Raw genomic sequence first — 12,541 nt, 5'->3', positions numbered from 1 at the left:
AACCAGGGCACCATCCGCATCGGCAAAATGGCATCCATTCAAGCCACCGATGAAAGCGGTGAACGTCGGTACAGAAGCTGCTGTTCCCAGCGCAATGCGGTAGCGACGATGAAATCCAGATCGTCGTAGCGCGGCTGCCAGTCCATCACGTGTTTAAGCCGGTTGCTGCAGGCGATCAGCATGGGTATGTCGCCCGGGCGGCGCGGCAGTTCGATCACGTTGAGCGGCTTGCCCCCTACCCTGGCGACGGCGTTGATGACCTCGCGCACGCTGTAGCCATGGCCGTAACCGCAATTCAGCGTCAGCGACGGGCCGCCGCCACGCAAATGGTCGAGTGCGCCCAGATGCGCCGCGGCCAGGTCGTCGACGTGGATGTAGTCGCGAATACCGGTGCCGTCCGGCGTGTCATAGTCGGTGCCGAAAATCGACAGGCTGTCGCGAATCCCGACGGCGTGCTCGCAGCACACCTTGATCAGCAGTGTCGCATTGGGCGTGGAATGGCCGATGCGGCCCGCCGGGTCGCAGCCGGCGACGTTGAAGTAGCGAAGTATCACATGCCGCATCGCGCCAGCGGCGCTGTGATCGCGCAACATGGTTTCGGACATCAGCTTGGATGTCCCGTACGGGTTGATCGGCCGGGTCGGCGTGTCTTCATCGGCGATGCCGTTGTCCGTCATGCCGTAGACCGCCGCCGTCGATGAAAAGATGAATTTATCGATACCCGCATCCGCGCAACACGCCAGCAGGTTGCGCGTATTGCAGGTGTTGTTGCCGTAATACTTGAGCGGGTCGCATACGGATTCGGGCACGACGGTATGCGCGGCAAAGTGCAGTACCGCATCGAAGCGGTGCGCCGCCATGACATGGCTCACCAAGCCCGGATCACCGACATTGCCGATCACCAGTTCGGCACCGCGCACGGCTTCGCGAAAGCCAGTGCTCAGGTTGTCGATCACGACCACGCGCTCGCCACGCGCCACCAATTGCTGGACGACATGACTGCCGATGTAGCCGGCGCCACCGGTAACCAGGACTGTATTCATGGGGAACCACCCGTCGTGACGGGAAAATTGTCGAAGAGCCAGCGCTCGACGCTGTCCAGCAGTCGGTTGCGATCGCCGGTGAGGATGTAGGTGTGATCGGCTTCTTTCAGGAAACGGGTGAAGACGCCGGGATGGCTGACGACCCGGCCAAAGCATTCGCGGAACTGGCGCGCATGGTTGAAATAGCGGCTGATGCCGCCGCTATAGATCAGGCACAGCTTGAGGCCGCGATCGAGCATGCCAGCGAAATCGGCGCGCACCACGGCTTGCGGCAATGGCGCTACGGTGAAGGTGGGTTCGCCGTTGCCTGTCGCTTGGTGACGGCGCGAAAGGACACCCAGCCAACGTTTCACATCCAGCATGCGCGGGAGGTAATAGCGCAGGTGATAACCGAGCGTGCGGTACGCGTAGCCGTCGAGGAAAACCGCGCCGGCCACCTTGGCATCACTGCAAGCCACCATGTGCGCACTTTGCGAACCGGAACACAGGCCGATCAATACGAAGCGCTTGCATGCCGCCTGCTCGCCGAGCAGATTCATCGCGTCGCCTACGTCGGCGCAGATCTGCTGCTTGCGGGTCTGCGACTCGCCGCTGGAGGCGCTATCACCAATCGTGGAGAGATCGAAGCGCAAGGTGGGATAACCGTACGCATTCAATCGCCGGGTCATCTCGACGTGCAACCGGAACGGCCCGATCCGATGCACCAGCCCTGCGTTGAGCACGATCACGCCGACCGTTTCCGGCGTGGCAGGCGACGGCAATCCCGCAATGCCCACCAGATGCCGTGCGCGTCCAAAACGGAAAGCCTGCTCCTGCATCACGCCGCCTCCTGCACGTGTCGAGTGACGGCCTGGATCAGCGGGTGCGAGAGAATCGCCACCTCGAGCCGGCGTGGATCATTCCACGGCGTGGCAGGCTGCACGCACTTCACCGCAGCGGCATCGGCCACAAAACTTCCCCAGGGTTGCGGTGCGTCGGATGAGAGCGAGTCGAGCAGAAGCGTCGGCACCGTCGGACGGTCGACATGCAAATCCATGACCTGCTGGCGGAAGCTGTCGCTGATCGCGAACCCGAGCCATTGCGCAGCCGCGTCGGCCGCGTTGCGCGGCACCATGAAACGCTGCCCATCGAGGCACAGCGCCGACTGCATGGCATCGAGCCGCGTCACATACGCGCGGCCATCGAGCACGGGATCCCATGCCACGACACCGGCAAAGCGTGCCTGCGCAGCCGACGCCAACGCAATGCTCCCACCCAGGCGCGCACCAAACGCGAACACGCGATCGATGCCGCTACGCGTCCGCAATTCATTGGCCGCGGCCGCGGTATCGGCCAGGCAGCGTTGCCAATCCATATCCACGCTGTTGCCGGCCGAGTCACCCGTGCCGTAGTAATCGAAACGCAAGGCGGCCACGCCTTCGGCCGCCAGCGCCTGCGCCAGCTGCCGGTACAGGCGATGGCACCGTATCAGGTCCTGCCCCAGCGGCGGGCATAGCAGCACGGCCTTTCGCGCCGGCGTGCCGCACGCATGGAACAGGCCGAACAGCGTGCGGTCCGGCCCGAAATAGAACGGCATGTCGGCGTCGGCACGCGTGTTCATCGCTTGAACACCACGCTGAAAAACACTTCGTTCTCGTGATAACTCTGGCCAGCCGCGTTGCTGCCGCGTACCTGCCGGATATAGGAAACGTGCCACGTCCAATGCGGTGCCCATTGGTGCCCGAGATCGACGCCATAGCGATAGGTTTTGTCGGTCCGCTGCAACGACGTATACGTCAGCCGTTCTGCATTGACGAATCCGGTAATCGTCGTGTTGGGGCGAAGGCGGAAATCGGCACTGACCGTGCCGCCACGCGTGGACTGATTGAAGGTGGCGCTGTTCAGATACGAAAGCTTGTCGTACGTCGGTGCAATCGACAGCTGCAAGCGCTCGGTGTGGTAGGTGTAGGTCGCCTGCAGGGTTCTTTCGAGGTAAACCTCCGAGTCGATCACCAGATTGCCCGTGCTGATGCCGCCACCGGGGTTGTAGAGGAAGTCGGTCGGATTCTCGTCCAGGATGTTGACGACGCTCTGCCCCGGCTGCAAAAACATGTCTTGCGCGGCGTCGGAAAACTCGTAGGCACCGGTCACGGACAAGGTCTGGTGCGGGGTGATTTGCCAATCCAGGGTGATTCTCGCCAGCGGCTTGGACTCGCCGCGCGCATGATCAAAGTCAATCTTCGACCAGCCTGCCAACACGTCGGCGCTGAAGTGCGCGAGCGTGCTGGTGTATCGGGCGTAGGCTTCGTCGCGCGTGTAATTGGGTGTCGCAATGGTGTCGTCGACGCCGTCGACCAAGGTCGTGGCAGTGCTGTCGTTGAATTTCACCCGCTGTGATTCGAGGTTCAGCGAAAGCGTGTCGGTCGGGTTGAGGTCGCGATACAGCCGGAATGCCGCCATGCCACGGCTCGAATTGAAGTCTTTGACCTTCGAGGCATAGCTATTGAGATAGTGAAGCTCGACTTGCGCGCGCATGACGTTGCCAAACTGCAGATGCAAGGTCGGCCCCAGCGACACCACGTTGGTCTGCTGCCGGTTGTCCGGCGCATTGCTGGCCAAGGAGTCGACCGGCTCGACACCGGCGTAATCCTCGACGGTGAAATCCAACCGCTTCGGCAGCACCGTCCAATTGGCCTGGCCGGCCAGTTCGGTTTGCGTCTGGTTGGCAAATTGATGCCCGAGATAATCGTTGTCTTGGAACGTGCCGCTTACATTGGCCTGAAATGTCGAACCTTGCTGCAGGTAGTTGAAGTTGAAGCCCGGAATGAATACGTTCTGGCTGATCGGATTGCTGTCGCTCAAGGTGATGTTGTCGCTATGTTCGACACTGCCGAAGATCGAGTAATCGAACTGCGAGGCCCATGCCGCGCCCGGCGCAACGACCAGCACGAGCGCCATGGCACGAGCGAGCGTGGTGAATGCCGGCATGTCCCCTCCCCCTTTCCTTAAAGGTGTTGCGCTGAATGCGTTGCAGCCCAGCCGCCTCTCGTCCTAGGCCGACTGATTGAAAACCACTCCTGCCAGCTTGCTGGTATCAAAATTGGCGACAGCCTGGTTGACGGCGGCAGGCGTATCACGCCCATAGCCCACCACCACCACCACGAAGTCGGCCAGATCCGACAAAATGCGTGCGTCCGGCGAGCCTTTGATGGCCGGCCCATCAAGAAACAGATAGCGATCGGTGTATCGGCAGCGCAGCGAATCCAGCATCGCGCGCATGCGAAACGATGAAAAGAATTCGCCACCGTTTTCGCGCGACGTACCCGCCGGCACCAGGCGAAGGCGCGGAATGCCGGTTTGATAAATAATCGATTTCAGGCCGCGGATAGGATGCTCGAGATAATCGATCAAGCCACCTTTTTCCGGCTCTACGCCCAACGCCTTGTGCTGGTTCGGATAGCGCAAATTGCAATCGATCAGCAAACTGGTCTTCGCTTCGTCGAACGCAAAGGCCGCCGCCAGGTTACGCGCCACGAAGCTGCCGCCCGAATCCGGACTGACCGACACGACCAAGGTGATGAAGTTCTGGCCGCCCGAAAGCTCGAGCAGGCGCGTGCGAATTTCGCGAAACGCATCGGACTGGCGACGCACTGAATCTTCGCGATGAATCAACCGCCGCTGTTCCAGCTGTGCCGGCGCCAGCGCGCGGCCGACTTCCGTCATCAGCGCAATCGAATGACCTGTCGAGGGGGTCTCGTCGATCTGGCGCACACCGGCATCGGCCTTCAGATCGCGGCGATTGGTAAAGACGTTTTCGTCATGCTTGCTCATACTCAACCCTTGTGCCGGATCCAGAACAGAATCAGGTAAAACGCGGCAACACCGACGGCGATCAACACCAGCATCGTGTTATGCAACCGTTCGCGTCGGCGATCACGCGGGGTCGGGTAGAACGGAATCGTTGCCAGGACATTGGAACCGAGCGCACGTTCCAGCTGGTCGGCCGAACGCACCCGCGGATCAAGACGCACCAGCGCGAACAACAATCCGAACGGGATGGCGAGCGACAACGCCAGGCCAGCCGCTCCGAAATGCACAAAACGCAGGCCGGACGGCACCAGCGGCATCACCGCCGGGTTTTGGACGATGAACGTCAGGCCGCGTTGTTCGGCGTCGAGGTTCATCGACACCCGCGCGTTCTCGCGACGCTTCAACAGGTCCTGGTAGACGTCGCGATTGACGTCGTAGTCGCGCGTCAGCTCGGCGGTGACATTTTCCGAATTGGAGATGCGTTTGCTGCGGTCCAGCTCCGTGGCCAGCATCGACTCGCTGGCACTGATGCGTGCCTGTGCCGCGGCAGCATCGCCCTCGGTCGCGGCAAGCTGGATCTTCAGCTGCTGGTAAAGCGGATTCATTTGCACCGTGCTGTCCAGCGGTATCGGTGTTCCGGCTGCTTGCGCTGCCTGCTTGCGCTGATCCGACTGGGCCATCTGCTGCCGCAGATCCTGGATCTGGTGCCGTAGCCGGATCACGTCCGGATATTGGTCGGTATAGGTGAGCAGCAGCTTGTCGAGCTGGCTTTGCAAATCGGCGAGCTGAGTGTCGTAGATGCCTTGCGTGGTGTGCACCGCATTGACTTCCGATTCGCCCGACAGCTGTGCTTGCAACGCAGCCGCCTGCGAGCGCTTTTCGGTCAGTTCCAACTGCGTATTCTCGATTTGCGTACGCAGCTGGCTGATGCGCGAATTGGTGTCGACGTCACTGCCAGGCCGCGCATCTATATTGGATTCGCGATAGGCCTTGAGTTTGTCTTCGGCGTCGGTCAGCTTGCCCCGATAGGTTTCGACCTGGCTATTGATGAACTCATAGGCGTCGCGGCTTTCGCGCTGTTTCGAGGCAAGGCTTTCACTGATGAAAAGACGCGCGAACTCCCGCGTCACCACGAACGCCCGCCGTGGTTCGGAATCGGTATAACTGATCGTGATCAAATTGCCGTGCGAGGTCTGCACCTTGGTGCGGGCACGAATGCCCTCGATGATCAGATCCCGCTGGACCGGCGTGGGACGCGTCGCCATCCAGCCACCGGCCACCAGAATCTGGTCGAGCACTTTCCGGCTGAAAATCACGTTTTGGGCGATACCTGCCCGGTTGGCGTTCGCCGTTGCCGAGGCCGCACCTTCCATCAGCGGCGTAATGATGTTGCTTTCCTGCGCCAGGATGGTGGTGGACGCTTCGTATTTTTTCGGCCAGAACATGCCGACGACCAGGGCCGCGATCGCAATCACGGCAAATGCAATGCCCAAGGCCATGCGCCGACGCCGCGCTTCGGTTATCAGCGCAGGTAGCATGCCACCTAAAGGTGCAAGTTCTCCCCCCATGACATCCCCTTCCCTTTCATCCCTAAATGCAAACGTTCCAAGACACTGCGCGCCGGTCAGAACGCGCGTTGCGGCACCGTAATCACATCCCCCGGTTGTACGGGGTAGTTGTTGGCGAGATCGCCTTTCTGCAGAATTTTTTCCAGATGCACCGAGTACGAGATCGGGCTCCCGCCATCGCCCTTGCGGTACAGCTCGGTGCGGTCGGGCGCGGCAAATTCGGTAATGCCGCCAGCGGCCAGTACCGCGTCAAGCACGGTCATCCCCTGGCGATAAGGAATGGAAATCGGGCTGCGTACCGCGCCGGTGACCCGCACCCGCGACAGATACTCGTTGCTGCGTAGCGCAATCAGAATGACCGCCACCTGCGGATCGCGAATATAAGACTGCAGCTTGTCCTTGATCTCGGCGGATACCTGGTCCGGGGTTCTCCCGCCAGCGACCACGTCGCCAATCAGCGGGACGGTAATCCTGCCGTCCGGCCGCACCGGGACACTGACGCTGAGGTCCGGGTTATGCCAGACGGTGATTTGTAACTGGTCGTCCACACCGATGTGGTACGTCGTGACAGCCTGCACATCGGCATCGAGCTTCGGCGGCGCGCTGGAGCCGCCCGTCGTTGCACAGGCGGCTAGCAGCAATGGCAGACACAGTGCAAAACAACGACTGAGGCTCTTCATGGCGATCTCGGCCGATGGTGGTTAAAAAGTGTGACCCCTGTCTCATAATATGCTATTGACAAACGGGTAAATCAATACATCACCTTCACAAAAAATAGGCTTTATTTTTTCAAAACTGGCGAATTGGCATGTTTTTTGACCGCCCGGGGAGCGCAATGCCAGGCCATAAGGCCGGGCATGGTCCATGGCTTATGACGTTGCCAGGACGTGGGAACGGCGGCAGGGACGCCTCAGAGGTTGAGGACCAGGAAATTCGATGGATCTGCTTGAGTACCTGTTCTATCCCATCTACCAGGCAGCCATCCTTGCCGCTATCGGCCTGTATTTTTTATGCCGCCGACGCTATCGCCCCGCCCTGGTGTCACTGGTGCTGGGCGCATGCTGGTTATGGCTGTGCGCCACCCCTGCCATGGCCACGCGCTTGCGCGAATCGCTGGAACATCACTATCCGCAGCGAGACGCATCCACCTATGCCAGGGCCGATGCCATCGTGATTTTGGGCGGCGGGGCGTTGCCGCGATATGGCTTGGGCCCGAATACGGACGATGCCTATAGCCTTGCCACGCGAATCGGTTTCGGCTTGCAGTTGTTCCGCGATGCGCGTGCCGACATGGTGCTGCTTTCGGGCAGTGATCAAGCCCAGCGGATGGCGCGAAGACTGCTGTGGCAGGGCGTGCCAGCCGGCGCCTTGCAAACCGAGTGCGCAAGCACGAATACGCATGAGAATGCCGTGTTCTCGGCCGCGATGCTCAAACGCGCAAAGCGGTCACGCATCTTGCTGGTGACGTCCGGCTTTCACATGCCACGCGCCGCGGCGGCCTTCGCCAATCAAGGGCTCGACGTGATCCCCGCACCGTCCTATGACCCCGTTTATCCATCCTGGCAAGCGCATCCCTGGTGGCCAAAACGGTCCGCCTTGCACTTGAGCGGCCACTGCCTGCGCGAATATGCCGGCCTCTGGTGGTACCGGTTGCGTGGTTGGGCCTGAGCCCTCTCAATGATTGTTCTTATGGTGCCCATTACGAATGGGTCCGGCGATTTACCAGTGACTGCAATTTGTGCTGAACGCATGTAGTGTTCAAGCTCTTGGTGTCCATCAAGCGCTCAAGCAACAACTTCATATCAAACAAGTTGCTGGGCCGACGGGGTAGCCGGGATGTCCCGCCGTTTTATGCTCGCGCGCACTGTTTATATGGCGGCGCTGATTCGGCACGAATTTGTTTTGTTTTTCCGGCTTGGCTGGCAGCTTTCCATGACATGTCCACTCATATCGAGTAGCGAATTTGCAAATCGATCACTGATGTTTGATGTCTCATCCGCGTACAAGTTGGCCGTCGCGACTTGAGCGCTTCAGTTGTCTCCTCGATCATCGCCATTCCCTCTGGGTTTCGTACTCACGACGTCGTCCAACATCGCCATCAGCACAGCCCTGCATCTGACAACGGACGTAAAAACGGCCATTTCTGCGTTCACATTTTGATCACCTGGCCGATGCGGACTCCCAAAACCTCTTCACTCGATCGTCACATTTTGCGACGCAGCGTGACATCTCGCGTCCACAGCGCATTAATTTGCCGCACAAGAATTAGATCGATCCAAATAATAGGATGATTCAGATCACGTCGCAGCGGCGAATGATCTGAATGGTTTTGAACAAGGGTGGAAAGAAGCTTATGAACGCACGCGTTAGGGGCGCTGCGTGAGTGTGGCTGCTTCCCGCCAGACAGATCGAGGGAGCTGGAAGCCACGCATGAAATCAGCAGCCGCCCGCATTTCCGTGATGGCACGCCCGCGCGCCGCATGCGCGCCCGCCTTCGTGGTGGCTGTTGCCGTCTGCAGTGATCGCTGCGGCGGCGATCCACTCCGGCGACACCAGACTCCGGCGCTTTCGGCGCCCTATCCGAAGCCTTGAAGCATTCCACCGCCGACGAGTCGGGAGTCGTCGGCTGTCGAATTTTTTAGATCGATCCAGTTCACGAAGGAGGGAGACAACCACAGCAGAAATCACGCATCCGCAGCACGTGATCCAACGGGGGGATGACCGCGCCGATGTCAGAAGCGCGCAAACCAGAAAGGGGAATTACGGAATGACTTACCTGTCACACGTGTTTACACGCAAGCCGTTGTACGCCGCGCTCGCCTTGGCGACCTTGTCGTTGGGAGGCGGCCTGGGAATGCCTGCCGTCGCCTTTGCCGCGCAAACATCTTCACCTTCGTCCACGGCAACACCCGCACCGTCGCCGGCACAAACATCCGATAGCGCCAAGGTGAAGAAGGCCGAGAAAAAGGCCGATGAGGAAAAAACCGGCAAAGCCACCAACCCCACGACCCTGCAGACAGTCGTCGTCTCGAGCTTTCGCCAGTCGATCGACGAGAACATGCAGGAGAAGCGCGATTCCAACGCTGTCGTCGAAGTCATCAACGCGCAGAACATCGCGCAGTTTCCCGCCAAGAACATCGCCGACGCCCTCGCACATGTTCCCGGCGTGGTGATCAGCCGCGATGCCGGCGAAGGAAAGACCGTCAGCATCCGCGGCCTGGCGCCTGAGCTTACGTTGACCGAATTGAACGGCAATTACGTGGCCTCGGCCGATACCTCCGATGGGCTGTCGCGCTCGTTCAACTACACGTTGTTCCCGGCCAACATGTTTTCGAACATCAAGCTCTACAAGAGTCTGGAAGCGCGGCTGGATGAAGGCGGCATCGGCGGCGTGGTGGATCTGCACACGCGCCGCCCGCTGGAAATGGCTGCCAATGACGGCTTTATTTCCGTGAATGGCGCGGGCTCCGACAGCAACAGCAAGGTCACGCCGCAGGTTTCAGGCTTGTGGTCATGGAAAAACAAGGCTCAAACCTTCGGTGTACTGGTCGCCGGTTCGTATCAGGAGCGCAAAGATGTCGACGACCTTGCCAATGCATCGAACTGGCACTGGTGGTCCAACAACTGCACCAGCTTTGCCACCTGCACGCAGCCGCCGGTGAACGTGCATGGCCAGCAGTTCGGCAGTTCCGTGGAACCCAACCTCAACCTGTGGCCCGGTGGCGGAGTGACCGACCAGGCTGGCAACAGCTATTCGGGCTACTGGATGCCGCAGCAATTCAGCACCAGCAGAAACAGTCTGGATCTGAAGACCAAGGGCTACCAGGCCACCATGCAGTTCAAGCCCACGCAGAATTTCCTGCTGACCGGCAACTATTTCCGCTTCCAACGGCAGCAGGACCAGATCGAAAATACGGTGGAAATTCCCGAGTGGGGCCTGCCTACCGGCAGTTATGCGGACCAGCAAGGCAATCTGCTCGCGCCCAATGGACTGACGTTCGATCCGTCGCACACGATCGTTACCGGTGCCCGCTACGTCCTTCCGAACCCGGGCCAGGGATGCAACTCGCTGACGAACCCCGTCACCGGCGCGCAACGCCAGGCCGTGGATGTCTGCTCTTCGCAGACACCGTGGATAACGGGCAACTACTCCATCGAAAAGGCGCTCTCGCAATCCGTCAACCTCGAAGGCGAGTGGGAAGGCGAAGGCAACCTCAGTGCCACGTTCAACGTCGGCCGCACCTGGGCCACGGGTGGTCCGTCGGTGGAATTGGGCATGGCGGCCAAGCCGCGCAATTTCGTCAATGGGCAGTGGGTGGACGGCAGCCAGCTAAGCCAGTGGACCTTGAGCGGCACGCCGACCCTCACCGCTTCGCCCAATACGCTGCAGAACATGCTGGCCGGCCAGGGCCAGGTGGATCTCGGTTCCACCGGCTCCAATTACATCGATACGCAAAACTCGCAGAACTTCGCCCAGGTCGACTTTACGTGGGCCTTCGATTCCAGCTGGATGCAATCGCTGCAGTTCGGCCTGAAGTACCGCGACAACCATGCCGAGCAGGAAAACTACGAGATCCGCTGGTACTGCCCCGGCACCACGCAGCAGTTCCAGACCTGCGATCCGAATGCCGGCAATTTGCCGGCGAACTTCCTGGAGCCTTACCTGCTCAACGGCCACACGTTGGCGTTCAACGACAACATCTTCCCGGCGATCAATTTCCCGGCCTATTACAACTACCTCAACCAGACCTACGACCGGGTGGTCTACCCTCATCCCGAAGATCGATCCGCCATCAGCGAACAGATCTCGGCGGCCTACGTCCAGGCGAACATCGACACGGGTTCGGTACGCGGCAATGTCGGCCTGCGCTTTGTCAGCACGCTGCAAAACCTCACCGTCGCCGACCTGATCACCACCAACAATGCGGTGTATTACCACTCGCCGCAGGGTGCCATCCTGATCTGCCCGACCACCGGCGTGAACATTGCGGGCGGGCCGTGCGCGCCGGGCGATTTCGAATATCTCCCGCAGGATCAGGCGGTGGTGGAGTCCTTTACCAATGCCTCCATGCGCAAGCGGTACAACAAGGCGCTTCCCAGCTTCAACTTTGCCTGGACCCTTCCGCATGACATCGTGCTGCGCGTCGCCGGCTCGCAGGCGATGGCGCGCGCCAACTACACCGACCTGGCCGAATTGGGCAGCCTCACCGACGACACCCAGGCTTACTACAACGACCGCAAGCAGTTCGGTGCGGCGTTGCCGGGCTGGTATGGCAGCGGTGCCAATATCAATCTCAAACCTTTCACAGCCACGCAGTTCGATCTGGCCGGCGAGTGGTATTACGCACCGGAGTCGGTGGTCGGCGTGGATCTGTTCCAAAAGACGGTGAAGAACTTCGTGGTGCCGGTCACCATCAACAACACCACTGTGGACGTCAACGGCACGCCGACACCGTTCATGTCGTACAGCACCAATGCCAACGGCCGCTCGGGCGTCTCCCGCGGCGTGGAGCTCTACACGCAGCACACCTTCGACATGGGCTTCGGCTACATCGCCAACTACACGCTCAACAAGACCAACGAAACCGCTGTTTCGCTCGGCGACACGCAGGTCGGAAAATCGGAACTGATCGGCAGCGCCAAGTTCGCGGCGAACGTGTCGTTGTTCTATGAAAAAAACGGGCTCCTGCTGCGCGCCACGAGCAACTGGACGGGCCGGACCATGGAAGGGCTGGTCTCCGGTCTGCCCGAATATATGCAGCCTTACAACCAGATCGATCTCAACGGCGACTACGAGTTCACCAAGCACCTGATGGTGACCGCGTCGGTCATCAACCTGACACGCTCCACGTCTCGCGAGTATCTGGGCAGCGATACCTCGCAGCGGCTGTACCAGCTCGAATATGCAGGGCGCCAGTATTACCTGGGTGTCACGTACAAGTTTGGAGATGGCGGTTGAAAGATGACGAGCATTATTCCCTCCCCTGCTTGCAGGGGAGGGGCATGGCCAACGCTACGAACTTTAGGCTCGCGTCGATGCCATTGCAGAGCGGGTTCGTCATCCCGGCGAAGGCCCACCGTTGTCCGGGGAAGTTTCGTAGTACCTCACCGTCATTCCGGCGAAGGCCGGAATCCATGCTT

General features: G+C 60.2%; 10 protein-coding genes. 3 read left to right on the top strand and 7 right to left on the bottom strand.

Translation table 11 applies throughout. The annotated features are described in order from the left end of the window. Positions 1-38: 38 nt before the first annotated feature. From galE to IEX75_RS15940, 7 genes are all read right to left on the bottom strand, one after another. A complete protein-coding gene (gene galE, locus IEX75_RS15970; protein ID WP_188795386.1) occupies positions 39-1,043 on the bottom strand; it encodes a UDP-glucose 4-epimerase GalE in 1,005 nt (334 codons plus the stop codon). Further along, entirely contained in the window at positions 1,040-1,861 is an 822-nt protein-coding gene (locus tag IEX75_RS15965; protein ID WP_188795384.1) for an alpha/beta hydrolase family protein, read from the bottom strand. The genes galE and IEX75_RS15965 overlap by 4 nt, the downstream gene beginning before the upstream one ends. Then, a complete protein-coding gene (locus tag IEX75_RS15960; RefSeq protein ID WP_188795382.1) occupies positions 1,861-2,643 on the bottom strand; it encodes an alpha/beta fold hydrolase in 783 nt (260 codons plus the stop codon). The genes IEX75_RS15965 and IEX75_RS15960 overlap by 1 nt, the downstream gene beginning before the upstream one ends. Then, positions 2,640-4,010, bottom strand: coding sequence for a porin family protein (locus tag IEX75_RS15955; RefSeq protein ID WP_188795380.1), 1,371 nt, complete (start codon positions 4,008-4,010; stop codon positions 2,640-2,642). Before IEX75_RS15955 ends, IEX75_RS15960 begins: the two co-directional genes overlap by 4 nt. A 63-nt stretch (positions 4,011-4,073) precedes the next feature. Then, positions 4,074-4,853 (bottom strand): P-loop NTPase family protein, encoded by a 780-nt coding sequence (locus IEX75_RS15950; RefSeq protein ID WP_229720878.1) that lies wholly within the window; start codon positions 4,851-4,853, stop codon positions 4,074-4,076. A gap of 2 nt (positions 4,854-4,855) precedes the next feature. After that, positions 4,856-6,400, bottom strand: coding sequence for an XrtA system polysaccharide chain length determinant (locus IEX75_RS15945; protein WP_188795378.1), 1,545 nt, complete (start codon positions 6,398-6,400; stop codon positions 4,856-4,858). Positions 6,401-6,456: 56 nt separating this feature from the next. Beyond that, positions 6,457-7,080, bottom strand: coding sequence for an XrtA/PEP-CTERM system exopolysaccharide export protein (locus IEX75_RS15940; protein ID WP_188795376.1), 624 nt, complete (start codon positions 7,078-7,080; stop codon positions 6,457-6,459). A 256-nt stretch (positions 7,081-7,336) separates the two neighbouring features. On the opposite strand from IEX75_RS15940, the gene IEX75_RS15935 reads away from it, so the two are divergent. The 3 genes from IEX75_RS15935 to IEX75_RS15925 all read left to right on the top strand — a co-directional run bounded on the left by IEX75_RS15935 (position 7,337) and on the right by IEX75_RS15925 (position 12,359). After that, a complete protein-coding gene (locus IEX75_RS15935; RefSeq protein ID WP_188795374.1) occupies positions 7,337-8,068 on the top strand; it encodes a YdcF family protein in 732 nt (243 codons plus the stop codon). Positions 8,069-8,830: 762 nt separating this feature from the next. Next, complete coding sequence (locus tag IEX75_RS15930; RefSeq protein ID WP_188795372.1) at positions 8,831-8,992, top strand: hypothetical protein; 162 nt, start codon at positions 8,831-8,833, stop codon at positions 8,990-8,992. Positions 8,993-9,167: 175 nt separating this feature from the next. Continuing rightward, positions 9,168-12,359 carry a TonB-dependent receptor gene (locus IEX75_RS15925; protein WP_188795370.1) on the top strand — a complete coding sequence of 1,064 codons (3,192 nt, stop codon included), beginning with the start codon at positions 9,168-9,170 and terminating at the stop codon, positions 12,357-12,359. Positions 12,360-12,541 lie beyond the last annotated feature (182 nt).

It is taken from the genome of Dyella nitratireducens (genome assembly GCF_014642835.1).
In the GTDB taxonomy this organism is placed as follows: domain Bacteria; phylum Pseudomonadota; class Gammaproteobacteria; order Xanthomonadales; family Rhodanobacteraceae; genus Dyella_B; species Dyella_B nitratireducens.
The sequence above is the reverse complement of the archived record's forward strand: the minus strand, read 5'-3'. Positions and strand labels throughout refer to the sequence as shown.